General features: G+C 54.8%; 18 protein-coding genes. 11 read left to right on the top strand and 7 right to left on the bottom strand.

Annotation, left to right across the window (positions count from 1 at the left end; all coding sequences use genetic code 11):
* Positions 1-175: 175 nt before the first annotated feature.
* Positions 176-1,798, top strand: coding sequence for an isovaleryl-CoA dehydrogenase (locus tag ABOC97_RS12515; RefSeq protein ID WP_349598000.1), 1,623 nt, complete (start codon positions 176-178; stop codon positions 1,796-1,798).
* 58 nt (positions 1,799-1,856) lie between these two features.
* Here the strand turns inward: ABOC97_RS12515 and yjfN are convergent, their stop codons facing one another.
* Positions 1,857-2,144, bottom strand: a complete 288-nt coding sequence (gene yjfN / locus ABOC97_RS12510; protein ID WP_320673449.1) for a DUF1471 family protease activator YjfN — start codon at positions 2,142-2,144, stop codon at positions 1,857-1,859.
* A gap of 116 nt (positions 2,145-2,260) precedes the next feature.
* Positions 2,261-2,569 (bottom strand): biofilm peroxide resistance protein BsmA, encoded by a 309-nt coding sequence (gene bsmA, locus ABOC97_RS12505; RefSeq protein ID WP_234503271.1) that lies wholly within the window; start codon positions 2,567-2,569, stop codon positions 2,261-2,263.
* Positions 2,570-2,775: 206 nt separating this feature from the next.
* Here bsmA and yjfP point away from each other — a divergent pair, with 206 nt between their 5' ends.
* Complete coding sequence (gene yjfP, locus ABOC97_RS12500; RefSeq protein ID WP_349597996.1) at positions 2,776-3,513, top strand: esterase; 738 nt, start codon at positions 2,776-2,778, stop codon at positions 3,511-3,513.
* A gap of 85 nt (positions 3,514-3,598) precedes the next feature.
* Here the strand turns inward: yjfP and ABOC97_RS12495 are convergent, their stop codons facing one another.
* Complete coding sequence (locus ABOC97_RS12495; RefSeq protein WP_349597993.1) at positions 3,599-3,874, bottom strand: YdgH/BhsA/McbA family protein; 276 nt, start codon at positions 3,872-3,874, stop codon at positions 3,599-3,601.
* Positions 3,875-4,221: 347 nt separating this feature from the next.
* Between ABOC97_RS12495 and rpsF the strand changes: the two genes are divergently transcribed.
* The 5 genes from rpsF to ABOC97_RS12470 all read left to right on the top strand — a co-directional run bounded on the left by rpsF (position 4,222) and on the right by ABOC97_RS12470 (position 6,735).
* Positions 4,222-4,617 carry a 30S ribosomal protein S6 gene (gene rpsF, locus ABOC97_RS12490; RefSeq protein WP_035893279.1) on the top strand — a complete coding sequence of 132 codons (396 nt, stop codon included), beginning with the start codon at positions 4,222-4,224 and terminating at the stop codon, positions 4,615-4,617.
* 6 nt (positions 4,618-4,623) lie between these two features.
* Positions 4,624-4,938: a primosomal replication protein N gene (gene priB / locus ABOC97_RS12485; protein WP_061284238.1), complete on the top strand. Its 315-nt coding sequence runs from the start codon at positions 4,624-4,626 to the stop codon at positions 4,936-4,938.
* 4 nt (positions 4,939-4,942) lie between these two features.
* Positions 4,943-5,170: a 30S ribosomal protein S18 gene (rpsR, locus tag ABOC97_RS12480; protein ID WP_002210155.1), complete on the top strand. Its 228-nt coding sequence runs from the start codon at positions 4,943-4,945 to the stop codon at positions 5,168-5,170.
* 39 nt (positions 5,171-5,209) lie between these two features.
* Positions 5,210-5,659 carry a 50S ribosomal protein L9 gene (rplI, locus tag ABOC97_RS12475; protein WP_052283253.1) on the top strand — a complete coding sequence of 150 codons (450 nt, stop codon included), beginning with the start codon at positions 5,210-5,212 and terminating at the stop codon, positions 5,657-5,659.
* 146 nt (positions 5,660-5,805) lie between these two features.
* Positions 5,806-6,735 carry a DMT family transporter gene (locus ABOC97_RS12470; RefSeq protein ID WP_349597963.1) on the top strand — a complete coding sequence of 310 codons (930 nt, stop codon included), beginning with the start codon at positions 5,806-5,808 and terminating at the stop codon, positions 6,733-6,735.
* 60 nt (positions 6,736-6,795) lie between these two features.
* Here ABOC97_RS12470 and ABOC97_RS12465 read toward each other — a convergent pair whose 3' ends face one another.
* Positions 6,796-7,443, bottom strand: a complete 648-nt coding sequence (locus tag ABOC97_RS12465) for an OapA family protein (RefSeq protein WP_349597960.1) — start codon at positions 7,441-7,443, stop codon at positions 6,796-6,798.
* 200 nt (positions 7,444-7,643) lie between these two features.
* Here ABOC97_RS12465 and fklB point away from each other — a divergent pair, with 200 nt between their 5' ends.
* The 3 genes from fklB to nudI all read left to right on the top strand — a co-directional run bounded on the left by fklB (position 7,644) and on the right by nudI (position 10,526).
* Positions 7,644-8,264 carry an FKBP-type peptidyl-prolyl cis-trans isomerase gene (fklB, locus tag ABOC97_RS12460; protein WP_062776071.1) on the top strand — a complete coding sequence of 207 codons (621 nt, stop codon included), beginning with the start codon at positions 7,644-7,646 and terminating at the stop codon, positions 8,262-8,264.
* Positions 8,265-8,566: 302 nt separating this feature from the next.
* Positions 8,567-9,973, top strand: coding sequence for a D-serine/D-alanine/glycine transporter (gene cycA, locus ABOC97_RS12455; RefSeq protein ID WP_349597957.1), 1,407 nt, complete (start codon positions 8,567-8,569; stop codon positions 9,971-9,973).
* Between the two features lie 127 nt (positions 9,974-10,100).
* Complete coding sequence (gene nudI / locus ABOC97_RS12450; RefSeq protein WP_349597954.1) at positions 10,101-10,526, top strand: nucleoside triphosphatase NudI; 426 nt, start codon at positions 10,101-10,103, stop codon at positions 10,524-10,526.
* A 36-nt stretch (positions 10,527-10,562) separates the two neighbouring features.
* Here the strand turns inward: nudI and ytfE are convergent, their stop codons facing one another.
* Positions 10,563-11,225, bottom strand: a complete 663-nt coding sequence (gene ytfE, locus ABOC97_RS12445) for an iron-sulfur cluster repair protein YtfE (RefSeq protein WP_349597951.1) — start codon at positions 11,223-11,225, stop codon at positions 10,563-10,565.
* A 232-nt stretch (positions 11,226-11,457) separates the two neighbouring features.
* On the opposite strand from ytfE, the gene ABOC97_RS12440 reads away from it, so the two are divergent.
* Positions 11,458-13,107, top strand: coding sequence for a methyl-accepting chemotaxis protein (locus tag ABOC97_RS12440; protein ID WP_349598112.1), 1,650 nt, complete (start codon positions 11,458-11,460; stop codon positions 13,105-13,107).
* Between the two features lie 3 nt (positions 13,108-13,110).
* On the opposite strand, the gene ABOC97_RS12435 is transcribed toward ABOC97_RS12440, so the two are convergent.
* Together ABOC97_RS12435 and ABOC97_RS12430 are read right to left on the bottom strand one after the other, a co-directional pair.
* Positions 13,111-14,079, bottom strand: a complete 969-nt coding sequence (locus ABOC97_RS12435; RefSeq protein ID WP_349597948.1) for a DMT family transporter — start codon at positions 14,077-14,079, stop codon at positions 13,111-13,113.
* Between the two features lie 72 nt (positions 14,080-14,151).
* The gene (locus tag ABOC97_RS12430) at positions 14,152-14,976 is read right to left on the bottom strand and encodes an AraC family transcriptional regulator (RefSeq protein ID WP_349597945.1); all 825 of its coding nucleotides are present in this window, start codon (positions 14,974-14,976) and stop codon (positions 14,152-14,154) included.
* Positions 14,977-14,991 lie beyond the last annotated feature (15 nt).

The following is a 14,991-nucleotide window of genomic DNA, read 5'->3' as shown; positions in this document are numbered from 1 at the left end:
GTGTCTGATGACGCTGCGCTTATCAGAGCTACAAGGTTCGCGCCGTAGGTTGGATAAGGCCACGCTACCATCCGACGAAAACTCGCATTAAGCCACCCTAAAAGGTGGCTTTTTTATTGTGCATCTTCCCTGGCCGTCCATACTTAAAATATTGCCTATTGACGGAGGGAGACAGATGGACTGGCAAACCCACACCGTTTTTAATCAACCGCACCCATTAAATAACAGTAATTTATTCCTATCCGACCAGGCGTTGTGCGAAGCGGTAACTCGCCACGATGCGGGCTGGGATAGTGAACTGCTGGCCAGTATTGGCCAACAGCTCGGCACCGCCGAATCTCTTGAACTTGGGCGACTCGCCAACGTACACCCTCCTGAATTGATTCGCTATGACCCGCAGGGGCAACGGCTGGACGATGTTCGCTTTCACCCGGCCTGGCATCTACTGATGCAGGGGCTGTGCGCTAACCGCGTGCATAATCTTCCCTGGGAAGAGACGGCGCGCAGCGGATCGTTTGTTGCCCGCGCCGCGCGCTTTATGCTACACGCCCAGGTAGAGGCGGGGACGCTGTGTCCGATAACCATGACCTTTGCTGCCACCCCGCTGTTGCTGAAAACGCTGCCGCCGTTATTTTCTGACTGGCATACGGCGCTGTTAAGCGATCGCTATGATTCGCACCAGATAGCCGGAGGGCAAAAGCGCGGGTTGCTTATCGGCATGGGGATGACCGAAAAACAGGGTGGCTCGGATGTTCTGAGCAACAGTACCCGCGCGGAGCGATTGGCCGACGGTAGCTATCAACTCACCGGGCAAAAATGGTTTTACTCGGTACCGCAAAGCGATGCACACCTGGTACTGGCCCAGGCGAGCAGCGGATTAACCTGCTTTTTTGTGCCGCGTCTTTTGCCCGACGGCACGCGCAATGCGATTCGCCTCGAGCGGCTGAAAGATAAACTGGGTAATCGCGCCAACGCCAGCAGCGAGGTGGAGTTTCAGCAGGCGCTCGGCTGGCCGATAGGTGAAGAGGGCGATGGCATTCGGCAGATCCTCAAAATGGGGGGCCTGACTCGCTTTGACTGTGCGCTGGGCAGCCATAGCCTGACGCGCCGCGCGCTCTCCGTGGCGCTGTATCATGCCTTCCAGCGTCAGGCATTTGGCCGTAACCTCGTCGATCTCCCGCTGATGCGGCAGGTTCTGGGCAGAATGGCATTACAGCTGGAGGGACAAACGGCATTCATATTCCGCCTGGCCAGCGCCTGGGGGCAGCCTCACTCACCGCAACAGATGTTGTGGGCACGGCTGTTTACCCCCGCGGCCAAGTTTGCTATTTGCAAAGCGGGGATTCCGTTTGTCGCGGAGGCGATGGAGGTGCTGGGCGGTATTGGCTACTGTGAAGAGAGTGAACTACCGCGTCTGTACCGGGAAATGCCGGTCAATAGTATCTGGGAAGGCTCTGGCAATATCATGTGCCTCGACGTGTTGCGCGTATTGGCGAAGCAACCCGAGACGATGGCGCTTTTGCTGGATGAGTATGCTGAAGTCAAAGGTCAGGATCGCCATTTCGATCGTCACTGGCGGCAGCTGCAACAAAAACTGCACAAGCCATCTGAGGCGCAGGGGCGTGAAATTAGCGGGCAGCTGTATTTATTCGGCGTAGGTGCGCAAATGCTGCGCTATGCGTCCCCGCCTGTATCTCAGGCATGGTGTCGCATGATGCTTGATCCGCGCGGTGGCGCGATGCTGAGCGAACAGGTGATTAGCGAAGTGCTGGGTCGGGCAACGGGCGGAGGAAGGTGAGAAGCGAGGCGTGGAAGAGGCGTTACGGCATGAACGCATCTTCCACTATTGGCTCATATTAGGCATAGATAATCGCCTGTGCACGCCAGTTATCCTGCTGCGGTTCTTCATACATCTGAACAATACGATACCAGGATGCGCCCTGCTCGTCCGCTTTGCGGGCGATAACCATCTCGACATCTTCCAGGCTACCGGTAACGTTGTTGACGGAAATCAGCCCGATCTCATTGAGCCCAGTAACACAATCTGCGCTGGCGAATTCCGCGGATTGCGCCGCAGCGATATGCCTGCCGCCGGGCAAAAGCAGGGTAGATAAGGTAAATGATTGTTTCATCGTCAGCTCCATTTCATATGACCCAGTGGGGGCATTCCATAGCAGACGCCTATCCTGTATTCAGACCTGGCGCCATTGTGCATCAAGGAAACGTGAAACGGTGCAAACCTACGTAAAGCTAATAAAGGTTACTTACGGTAAAGAATGGCCTGTGAGTACCACTGTCCCGGCACTACCGTGTCATCAATCATAACGACCACATAGTAGTCCGCTTTCTGCGCGGTGGCTTTTGCCCTGATCGTCTCTTCAACGTCCATTGGCGAGCCATACACCAGCGCGCTGACTGTACCCATGCGCTGCAAACCTTCCGTTTGGTTGCGGCGAATCTCCTGCGGGTGGTCGGTTGCTGCTGGCGGTGCTTCTGGCGTACCTTCCAGCAGGGTGCAACCGCTCAGCGTGAGCGCCAACAACATAGGGATAAACCGTTTTATCGCCATTTCCCGTTTCCTGATAGCCATAGTGTAGTGGGGAAAAATTTCCCTTTTGGGTTAATGTTCCTGATTTGTTAACCATAGCGCTATTTTCGAATGAAAATACCACGAAACCGTAACCGGGTTCTCAATGTTATAAATCAGGGGTATGGTTGTCATATTAGTGCATCAATTTTTGTATGCCATATAAGCATCGCTAAAGGAGTTTGCCCATGATCGAACTGGAAATGCGCACCCTGGCAGGACAACAAATTCTGCATGCTTATCCCAAAGGATACGCGGAAAAAGCGCTGCCCAGCGTAGTTTTTTATCACGGTTTTACCTCCTCAAACGTTGTTTACAGCTATTTTGCGGTGGCATTAGCGCAGGCGGGGTTGCGGGTCATTATGCCAAGCGCTGCCGATCACGGTGAGCGCTTTACCGGCGATAGCGAAGGGCGGATGCAGCATTTCTGGCAAATTCTGGTGCAGAATTTCACCGAGTTTCCGGCGCTACGGGATGCGCTGATAGCGAGTTCACTGGTGAGCGATGGACGGTTGGCGGTTGCCGGCGCGTCAATGGGCGGTATGACCGCGCTGGGGCTGATGGCGCAACATCCGGAGCTGAAATGCGTGGCAAGCCTGATGGGCTCAGGCTACTTTACTTCACTCTCCCACACGCTGTTTCCGCCGTCTGCCGCCACGCCGTTGGAGCGCGAACGACTGCTGGCACCGTTGGCAAAATGGGATATTGGCCATCAGTTGGCGCGGCTGGCTGACCGTCCGCTGCTGCTGTGGCACGGCGAAGAAGATGATGTGGTGCCTGCGGGTGAGACGTTCCGTTTACAGCAGGCGCTGCGCGATGCGCAGTTGGATGAACGCTTAACCTGCATCTGGCAGTCGGGGGTTCGTCACCGTATTACGCCAGAAGCACTGTCCAGCACGGTAGCATTTTTCCAGCAGCACCTTTAGCGGCGAATCACCGGTACTCTCTCGGTCGGGTTTTGTGGTTTTTATACTTCGCCCCCGGGCGGGGGCGAAGGGCTAAGGCCGGGTATCAGCGATAAATAGCCGCGCTGGCGTGGATTAATCCATCGCTTCCCGGTTCATGCATCAGGATAGGCTGGTAGTATTTCGCCCCCTGTGCATCGCTCTCCTGACTGAGCGCCCGATCGGCCTCTTGCTCAGTGGCGATATTATGATTGATATAGATAACTCCCAGGCTCTGCACATCGTCCATGTTACGTGCCTGACGGCCATCAATCTTAATGGCGGCCTGTGCGCTGACGCTAACCAGTAGCGCAGCCATAACGGCAATAATGATGTTTTTCATACCCTACTCCTTACTGACAGTCCTGACGTTAACGCAAGGTTCTCCTCTGGCTGTGGTAATGTGAATGACTTCTGACTTAAGTGTAATCCTTCCACGACAACTCCACCGAGACCATTTCTGATTGAGTTGTTCAAAAAATTACCAGATCCGCAGCTGTTTAATTTTAAATCACTGACTTAGGCAGGCTTTACGCTTTGTGCGAATTATTTGCGCAATCAGCTTGAGTTTCCAGGGGGGGGCAAGTATTATGACGCGTCATTTTTCAGCCGACCTTTAACACGTTCCTTGCCTCCATGGGCCTCGGCTGACCCAGACAGGAGGCTGAATAATCCGTAAGGAGCAATTCGATGCGTCATTACGAAATCGTTTTTATGGTCCATCCTGACCAGAGCGAACAGGTTCCGGGTATGATCGAACGCTACACTGGTGCAATCACTGCAGCAGAAGGCACGATCCACCGTCTGGAAGACTGGGGCCGCCGTCAGCTGGCTTACCCGATCAACAAACTGCACAAAGCTCACTACGTTCTGCTGAACGTTGAAGCACCGCAGGAAGTTATCGATGAGCTGGAAACAAACTTCCGCTTCAACGATGCCGTTATCCGTAGCATGGTAATGCGTACTAAGCACGCTGTTACCGAAGCATCTCCAATGGTTAAAGCGAAAGACGAGCGTCGTGAACGTCGCGATGATTTCGCAAACGAAACCTCTGATGATGCTGAAGCTGGGGATTCTGAAGAGTAATTTCTGATGACCAACCGTCTGGTGTTATCCGGCACAGTGTGCAGGACGCCGCTTCGTAAGGTCAGCCCATCAGGAATTCCTCATTGCCAGTTCGTGCTTGAGCATCGTTCTGTGCAGGAGGAAGCCGGTTTCCACCGGCAGGCGTGGTGTCAAATGCCAGTTATTGTTAGCGGGCAAGAGAACCAAGCTATTACTCACAGTATAACGGTCGGCAGTGCAGTTATCGTTCAGGGTTTTATCTGTTGCCACAAAGCAAAGAATGGCCTGAGCAAAATGGTTCTGCATGCCGAGCAGATTGAATTGATAGATTCTGGAGACTAGCCATATGGCACGTTATTTCCGTCGTCGCAAGTTCTGCCGTTTCACCGCGGAAGGCGTTGTTGAGATCGATTACAAAGACATCGCAACGTTGAAAAACTACATTACCGAAAGCGGTAAAATTGTCCCGAGCCGTATTACCGGTACTCGTGCAAAATACCAGCGTCAGCTGGCTCGCTGCATCAAGCGCGCTCGCTACCTGTCCCTGCTGCCATACACTGATCGTCATCAGTAATTGGCCGCCGTCTATTAACGACTTTAAGAGGATAAGGTAATGCAAGTTATTCTGCTTGATAAAGTAGCAAACCTGGGCAGCCTGGGTGATCAGGTTAACGTTAAAGCGGGCTACGCTCGTAACTTCCTGGTACCACAGGGCAAAGCTGTTCCTGCTACCAAGAAAAACGTTGAATTCTTCGAAGCACGCCGTGCAGAACTGGAAGCTAAACTGGCTGACGTTCTGGGTGCTGCAGAAGCTCGCGCTGCACAGATCAGCGCACTGGAATCAGTAACCATCGCGTCTAAAGCAGGCGACGAAGGTAAACTGTTCGGTTCCATCGGTACTCGCGACATCGCTGATGCAGTTACTGCAGCAGGCGTTAAAGTTGCTAAGAGCGAAGTTCGTCTGCCGAACGGCGTTCTGCGTACTGTTGGCGAGCACGAAGTGGACTTCCAGGTTCACAGCGAAGTATTCGCTAAAGTTATCATCAACGTTGTTGCTGAGTAATCTGCAACCCACGTTTTGGTAACAACAAACCGCCGGCCTTGTGCCGGCGTTTTGCTTTTTAAAACCCCGCACTTTTCATCTGGCTATCTTTCATCCTTTTGGCGATAATCAAAAAATAAAACATTATTTTAATTTTTGGTGAAAGAATGGACCCTCTCCGCCAGCATTCGCTATTTTCCCGCAAGAATATCGTGTACCTCTCTGCCGCCTTCTGCTGTCTGTTATGGGGAAGCGCCTATCCGGCTATCAAGAGCGGGTACGAGCTGTTCCAGATTGCCGCCGACGACATTCCATCTAAAGTCGTTTTTGCCGGCTACCGCTTCCTGTTCGCCGGGCTGCTGCTTTTGCTGTTGGCGATGTTGCAACGAAAACCCATTGCCCGGCTCAGCCCGCGTCAGTTCGGCCAGCTTACGCTGTTGGGGCTGACGCAAACCTCGCTGCAGTATATTTTCTTCTATATTGGCCTTGCCTTCACCACCGGGGTAAAAGGGTCGATTATGAATGCCACCGGCACCTTCTTTAGCGTGCTGCTGGCGCACTTTATCTACCAGAACGACAGACTCAGCTATAACAAAACGCTGGGCTGCATTCTCGGCTTTGCCGGGGTGATGGTGGTCAACTTTAACAGCGGTCTGCTGGACTTTAGCTTTAGCCTGCTGGGTGATGGCTCGGTGGTTCTGGCGGCCTTTATTCTGTCCGCGGCTTCGCTGTACGGAAAACGTATCTCGCAGACGGTCGACCCAACGGTGATGACAGGCTACCAGCTGGCGCTGGGGGGCTTAGCGTTAGTTGTAGGGGGGTATCTCAGCGGCGGCACGCTAACCTTCCACGGTCTCTCCTCGGTGGCTATTCTTGGCTATTTAACGCTACTCTCCTCAGTGGCCTTTGCCCTGTGGAGTATTTTGCTCAAATATAACCGGGTGGGAATGATTGCGCCGTTTAACTTCCTGATCCCCGTCTCGGGATCGGTGCTGTCGGCTATCTTCCTCGGCGAAAACATTTTCGAATGGAAATATGCGCTGGCGTTGGTGCTGGTGTGCTCGGGGATTTGGTGGGTGAATAAGGTGAAACGGTAGCCCGGTTTTGGGCGACTGGACGATGCTGGATGGGGGAACCCCACCATCCAGCTTTATGACTTAACGTGCGCGAATAAAACTTCCGTCGGCCTGACGGGTAAACAGCACCTGTCCGTTATCGGACTCAATGGTTAACCCGGTCACTACGCCATTGGCGTTCTTGCGAATCTGCACCTTCTGCCCGTTCTTCAGCGTACTGAGCGGTTTGCCCGCACCTTCAACCTGGGCCATGGCGTAAACATCGGTTGGCGGCAGGTTATTATCGCGGAACAGCTGAGCCAGGGTTTTCCCCGCTTCGACCTGGTAGGTGCGCCATTCGTTGCTGCTACGGCTTTCCTGGTAAGGTTGCTGCTGGGGACGCGATGGCGCGGCCTGTTCGGTTGGCTGTTCTTCCTGCACCGGCTCAGGCTCGACAGGCGCAACCTGATCCAGATCGTTAGACGGTGTAACCAGTTGGGCATGCAGCGGCTGGGTATCAGCCTGTGGCGCTGACTGCGACTGCGACTGGAAGTCCAGCTGCGCATTACGGCTTACCGGCGTCGGCGGGCTGTCATCGGCTGAAGGCAGCAGGAAGCCGATAACCACGACCAGCGCGGCGATAATCACGCCGCGACGATGGGCAAGCGGCAGCGGGTCCAGGATGCGGAGATTATCCGGCGCGTGCCAGACCTTCTCCAGCAAAGGTTTCACTTCAAATCTCCCGGGCATGGCTCTCCTCCTGCTCCGTGTCTTCGCTAGCAACTAACTGCCTGATGAAAGTGGTAAAGCACCCTTTCATCATATCCCATAGGTCATATTAATTGTTTCTTTTTCCCGGCAATTTGTCATCTTTCCTGACACAAAGTTTTACCGTATGCGGCGTGGCTGCTATGCTGCCCGCTACTTTATACCCGAAGAAAGGAAAGACGATGGCCACCCCGACTTTTGACACCATTGAAGCACAAGCAAGCTACGGTATCGGCCTGCAGGTAGGACAGCAGCTGAGCGAGTCCGGTTTGCAGGGTTTACTGCCGGAAGCACTGGTTGCCGGTATTGCCGACGCGCTGGAAGGCAAACAGCCAGCTGTACCGGTAGACGTTGTTCACCGTGCGCTGCGTGAAATTCACGAACGTGCGGATGCCGTACGTCGCGAGCGTTTTGCCTCAATGGCAGAAGATGGCGTGAAATACCTGGAAGAAAACCGTGAGAAAGACGGCGTAAACAGCACCGAAACCGGTCTGCAGTTCCGCGTTCTGACCCAGGGCGAAGGCGCTATCCCGGCGCGTACCGACCACGTTCGCGTACACTACACCGGTAAACTGATTGATGGCACCGTATTCGACAGCTCCGTTGCACGCGGCGAACCAGCTGAATTCCCGGTTAACGGCGTAATCCCTGGCTGGATTGAAGCACTGACTCTGATGCCGGTTGGTTCTAAATGGGAACTGACTATCCCTCATGAACTGGCTTACGGTGAGCGCGGTGCGGGGGCTTCTATTCCTCCATTCAGCACCCTGGTCTTCGACGTTGAGTTACTGGAAATCCTGTAACTATCACGTTTATCCTCTCTCCGTTCGGGGAGAGGATACAAACTGCTGAAGTTTGATATATCCCGGGATTTAATCTTGCAAATACCGTTGTTGCGTGTATTTTTGTGAGCTGTTTCCCATAGGTGAGGTGATATAACACTCACTTTAAACATAAAATTAACATTATATTTAAATCATAGTATTCATCCCTCCGATTCTTACCTAATATCGAGGCATCCTATAGATAGGATAGTCTTGCTTGACGACATAAAGGGCCAGTAGAGCCCGCACAACACAGACAGAAACAACAGGAATGAAATCACATGGTTGATCAGATCAAAGTCGCTGCTGCCTCTGAGCAGGAGCCGACTGAACAATCGCTACGGCGAAACCTCACTAACCGACATATTCAACTTATCGCGATTGGCGGCGCCATCGGGACAGGCCTGTTTATGGGATCGGGAAAAACTATCAGTCTCGCTGGGCCATCGATCATTTTCGTTTATATGATCATCGGTTTTATGCTTTTCTTCGTCATGCGCGCAATGGGTGAGCTGCTGCTCTCCAATCTGGAATATAAGTCGTTCAGCGACTTTGCCGCCGATCTTCTTGGCCCGTGGGCGGGCTATTTCACCGGCTGGACCTACTGGTTCTGCTGGGTCGTTACCGGGATGGCCGACGTGGTGGCGATTACCGCCTACGCCCAGTTCTGGTTCCCCGGACTCTCTGACTGGGTTGCCTCACTGGCGGTGGTTATCCTGCTGCTGAGCCTGAACCTCGCCACCGTGAAGATGTTTGGTGAGATGGAGTTCTGGTTTGCGATGATCAAAATCGTCGCCATCGTGGCGCTGATTATTGTCGGTCTGGTGATGGTGCTGATGCACTTTAAATCCCCGACCGGTGTTGAGGCGTCGTTCGCGCACCTGTGGAATGACGGCGGCTGGTTCCCGAAAGGTATTAGCGGTTTCTTCGCTGGTTTCCAGATAGCAGTCTTCGCCTTCGTTGGGATTGAGCTGGTGGGTACCACTGCCGCTGAAACCAAGGACCCGGAGAAATCACTGCCGCGCGCGATTAACTCAATTCCGATTCGTATCATTATGTTCTACGTCTTCGCGCTGATCGTCATTATGGCGGTAACACCGTGGAGCTCGGTGGTCCCGGATAAGAGCCCGTTCGTTGAGCTGTTTATGCTGGTTGGCCTGCCGGCCGCAGCCAGCATCATCAACTTCGTGGTGCTGACCTCTGCGACCTCATCCGCCAACAGCGGCGTGTTCTCTACCAGCCGTATGTTGTTCGGTCTGGCACAGGATGGCGTCGCGCCGAGCCTGTTTGCCAAACTCTCCAAACGTGCCGTTCCAGCGAAAGGCCTGACCTTCTCCTGTATCTGTCTGTTGGGTGGCGTGGTGATGCTGATGGTGAACCCAAGCGTGATTGCCGCGTTTACCATGATAACCACCGTGTCGGCGATTCTGTTTATGTTCGTCTGGACGATTATCCTGTGCTCTTACCTGGTATACCGTAAGAAGCGCCCGCATCTGCACGAGTCTTCCAAGTACAAAATGCCTTGGGGCAAAGTGATGTGCTGGGTTTGCATGGCGTTCTTTGCCTTCGTACTGGTGCTGCTGACGCTGGAAGCCGATACCCGCGAAGCGCTGATGGTGACGCCAATTTGGTTCATCGTGCTGGGGCTGGGCTGGATGTTCCTGCGTAAGAATCAGCAGGCTAAGTAAGCGTTCTTTCGCATGCTCGATAAAGCGTCCCTCGGGGCGCTTTATTTATTTTTGCGTCCCGTCTCGTAGAACCCCACCGGCCAACGTGCTAGTTTCCCCGCCACACCTGAAAGCATCTGGAGATGAAATGCGTCAGAGAACAATTGTCTGCCCGGTAATTCAGAACAAGGGCGAATACCTGCTGTGCAAAATGGCTGACGATCGTGGCGTCTTCCCTGGCCAATGGGCGCTGTCCGGCGGCGGTATGGAACCCGGCGAAACCATGGAGCAGGCGCTGCGACGTGAAATCAGTGAAGAGCTAGGCGATGCGCTGAATATTACCGAAGTGAAGCCGTGGGCTTTTCGCGACGATGTGCGGGTGAAAACTTATGCGGATGGAACGACGGAACAGATCTATATGATTTATCTCATCTTCGACTGCGTAAGTGCCAATCGTGATGTGACCTTTAATGAAGAGTTTCAGGAGATTGCCTGGGTCAAACCTGAAGCGTTAGCGAGCATGGATCTCAACGTAGCCACGCGGGAAACGTTCCGCCAGAAAGGGCTACTGTAAAAAAATCCGCCTCCAGTCAGGAGGCGGACAGCGAACTTATTCCCCGGCGAGCGCGCGTGGGAACAGGACGTTATTTTCGAGGCTGATGTGCTCCATCAGATCGTCAATCATTTCATTAATGCCGTTGTACATCGCTTTCCAGGTGGTGCAGGCTTCCGGTGGAATAGTGACGTTTTGGGTGGTGTGCTTAATCACTTCCAGCAGTTCTCCCGCTTCATCGTGCTCGCTTTCCATCACGCTGATTGGCCCCATTGCCTGGCTGCCCATACCTTGCTTGATCATCGGGAACAGGATCTGCTCCTCTTTCATCATGTGGCTGGACAGTTCCTGGTGCAGCATGGTCAGGTATTTCGCCAGACCTTTAGGAACGTTCGGTTTGTCAGCGTGAACGCGTTCGACTTTGGTCGCCTGCAGAATCAACTCCGGCAGTTGCTCGCGGTGACGGTCATGATAACGCACCACGATATGGTCGATGATCTCCGCCAGCGGGGCCACGCGCCAATCTTTCTCAACCGGCTCTTCTGCCAGCTTCGCAAGCTCTGCTTCAATCACCGCAACGTCCAGCTCTTTCCGGCCAGCCGCACGAGCGAGCGTTTGCTTACCGCCGCAGCAGTAATCCATATCATATTTACGGAAAAGCGCGGATGCGCGTGGGATGGAGAGCGCCAGCTCGCCTAATGGTTGGTCGCGGAAGGCCATAGCAGTTACCTCGTCATCAATAATATAAGATGTATTTTAAATGCATCTTTATGGCGAAGATATACCCCTTTCGAGGGAGAGGGTTTACGTGATAGCTGTCACAAAAAATTATTTTCTTTTAAGGTGCTGAATCTTATTAAGAATGGCTCTGGTAGGACCTGAATCGATTAAATAACCCCGCCGCGCTGCCGATAGTGAGACTTCAAGACCACCTGCACTAGAAAGGCAAATGATGTTCAAACGAATAAAAGTCATTACCGTACTGATTATCGTGCTGTTCGCGCTGGGCGCGATGCAGCTTATCTCCGCGGGCGTATTCGTACGCGCGCTCAATAACGACAAGCAAAACTTTACCGTTTCCCAGCTTTCCAGTCAGAACGTGGCGGAGTTTACCGACGCGTGGATAAGCTTAAACCAGGCTCGAGTTACCCTGAACCGCGGCATGTTGCGTCTGCAAGGCACGATGGCGAGCAGCACCAACGGCGGCGAACTGAAATCGCTGGTGGATACCGCCAATAATCTGCTGGCCGACGCGAAGCGTCACTATGACAAATACGATGCGTTGCCGGAAACCCCGGGGATGGATGGGAGTTTGTCGGACAGCCTTGAAAAGCAGTACGGCATCTACTCGGCGACGCTGGCGCGAATGAATGAACTGCTGGCGGAAGGCAAGCTGGATGAGATGTTCAAACAAAATGCCGAACAGAAACAGCAGGCGATGCAGGCCGTTTATCAGGATTGGCGCGCCGCGCAGGCGTCACTGACTAACGCCGGTATTCAACAAAACGAGAGCGACTATATCCGCATTCTGTGGACGCTGGCGGCGATTATGCTGCTGGTCGTGGCGGTGATCGTAGTGAGTTGGGTCGCGATGCAGCGCGTGCTGCTTAAGCCTTTACATGGGGTGATGGAGCATATTCGCCATATTGCGGAAGGCGACCTGACCAACAACATCAACACCGAGGGCAGCAACGAAATGGCGCTGCTGGCGCGTAACGTCAATGATATGCAGCAGTCGCTGGCCAAAACCGTTGGCGTGGTGCGTGAAGGCGCAGATACCATTTACACCGGCGCGGGCGAAATCTCTGCCGGTAGCAACGATCTTTCATCGCGTACCGAGCAACAGGCGGCATCGCTGGAAGAGACGGCGGCCAGCATGGAACAGTTAACCGCGACCGTGAAGCAGAACGCCGATAACGCCCGCCAGGCGACTCAGTTGGCGCAGAACGCGTCTGAGACCGCGCAGAAAGGCGGTAACGTAGTCGATGGCGTGGTGCGTACCATGGATGAAATTGCCGCCAGCTCCAGCAAAATTGCGCAGATCACCAATGTGATTGACGGCATCGCTTTCCAGACCAACATTCTGGCGCTGAACGCCGCGGTAGAAGCCGCTCGTGCCGGTGAGCAAGGGCGTGGATTTGCCGTGGTCGCCGGGGAAGTACGTACGCTGGCGCAGCGTAGCGCGCAGGCGGCGAAAGAGATTAAGGGACTGATTGACGATTCGGGCAACCGCGTTAGCGCGGGTTCCGCACTGGTACATGAGGCCGGTGAGACGATGGCTGAAATCGTCAACGCCGTGACCCGCGTGAGCGACATTATGGGCGAAATCGCCTCGGCTTCTGATGAACAGAGCCGTGGTATCGACCAGGTCGGTCAGGCGGTAGCCGAGATGGACCGCGTGACGCAGCAGAACGCCTCGCTGGTGGAGGAGTCGGCAACGGCCGCTGCCGCGCTGGAAGAGCAGGCGGCTCGTCTGAACGAAACGGTGGCGGTATTCCGAATCACCCGTCAGCAGCAGGCGCAGAAAGCCCCGGTGAAAAAAATGCGCGCTCCGTCGGCCAAAGTGGCTGCACACAACGAAGCGAACTGGGAAACCTTCTAAGTATCAGGCCTCAGAAACCGGCACCACCGCCGGTTTCTGCGGTTTCGACCGCACCGCGATCACCACCCCTATCACCAGCAACGTAATGCCACTGAGCGTCAGCATCGGCGGCATTTCCTGGCGTAGCAGGAAGGTGTACAGCAGCCCCGCCAACGTTTCAAAGACAATCAATGGCCCGAGGATCACCGTCGGTAGCCTTTGACTCGCTACGTTCCAGCACAGCGCACCCACCCACGAGCACAGTACGGCAATGGTAATCATCAGGCCGATGAACACCGTAGGGCGCGGGCCGAAGGGCAGTGCAAAATCTGGAGTCTGCAGGTGCAGCCAAAGACAGGCTGCGACGTAGCCCACCAGCGATACCGGCAGCGTTACCAGCGCCTGGGCGGTCGCCCACATCAACGGTGGCTTCTGCGGGTTTTCCCGTAGCCAGCGGGCGTTGCGTAGCGCATACCATGCCCAGCACACCACCGAAACAGAGGCCAGCGCGATACCTGAACCATAGCGCCAGCCGCTGAAATCCGGCAATCCCTGACGCAGCTCGGCAATGTTCACGCACATCAGACCGATGCCAATCAGCACCAGCGCTGGCATCAGGCGCATCCAGGCAAGCTTTCCGTCACGTTGGCTGTAAATCAGGTTGGCAAAAATTGGGATCACCACCGGCAGTGTGGCAATAATCATCGTCGAGACCGGCGCGCCGGTACGCTGAATAGCGCTGGCAAGGCAGATGTAATAGACCACGTTACCCACCAGCGTCAGTGCCAGCGCGGTCCACCAATCCTGGCGGCTCAACTGGCGCAGACGCGCGCGCCCCAGCCAGGCGAGCGGCAGGGCAATCAGCCCCAGCGCCAGATAGCGTCCCATCGACTGTAATACCGCCGGGTAATCCGGCACGATAAGCGGCCCGACAAAAATCAGCCCCCACATTAAACCCGCTAACAGGGCGTACAGCACACCGCTAATCATCATCCGATCCCAATCGATTTATCATGGGCAAAGTGTAGGAAGGGAAATGCGTTGAGTATTGTATGAGATTGCTGATTAGCGACGGACAACCTGTTTTTGGTAGCGTACAGGGGTAATGCCATAGCGCTGGGTAAAGGCGCGGGTCAGGTGGGACTGATCGGTTAGCCCGGTGGCGGCAGCGACTTCGGCGGCGGGCATGCCGTAGGTGAGAAATTCCTTTGCGCGCCACAGACGTACCGCCATCAGCATTTGATGCGGGGTGACGTGGAAATGCGCCTTGAACTGCCGCTGGAAATGCCATGGACTCAGTGCCGCGACATTGGCTAGCTCATCAAGAGTGATGGAGTGCATATAGTTGTCGTACAGATATTCGCGCACGCGGGCAAAGCGGTGGGCCGCTTCCGGCAACGCCGGTGCGTGGCAGGCCAGCGGCTGAAAGGTGTCGATCATATCCAGCAGCAGCCCTTTTTGCGCTAGCGGATCGTCGGTGTGCCAGAGCGCATGGATCTGACGGCCAATCATCTGCGAGCGCAGCGGGTCGTGGCGGGTAACATCGGCAAACCACCAGTGGCGGATGCCGGTGACTTCCTCAAGTAGCTGCGGTTCCAGATAAATCATCCGGTAGCGCCAGCCATCGGCGGTTTCGGCCTCGCCGGTGTGCAGCTCGTCGGGGTTCATGGTGACAACGGAGTGGACGGGGGCGACATACTGACTGCCGCGATAGCGAAAACGCTCGGCCCCGGCTTCAATCACGCCGATGCCAAACGCTTCGTGGGTGTGCGGTTCGAAGGCGTAGCGCGAGATATGCGCATGATACAGCTCAACGCCTGGCACCTGCGCCAGGTGGCGAAAGCGCGCGCTGTCTTTCTCGTCGTTAAACTGTTCTGGTACGCCTTGCACGTGATATTTCCCCTT

Source organism: Kluyvera huaxiensis, from assembly GCF_040149365.1.
Lineage (GTDB): Bacteria > Pseudomonadota > Gammaproteobacteria > Enterobacterales > Enterobacteriaceae > Kluyvera > Kluyvera intermedia_A.
Note: the sequence above shows the minus strand (reverse complement) of the source record. Positions and strands in the feature narration are given on the sequence as shown.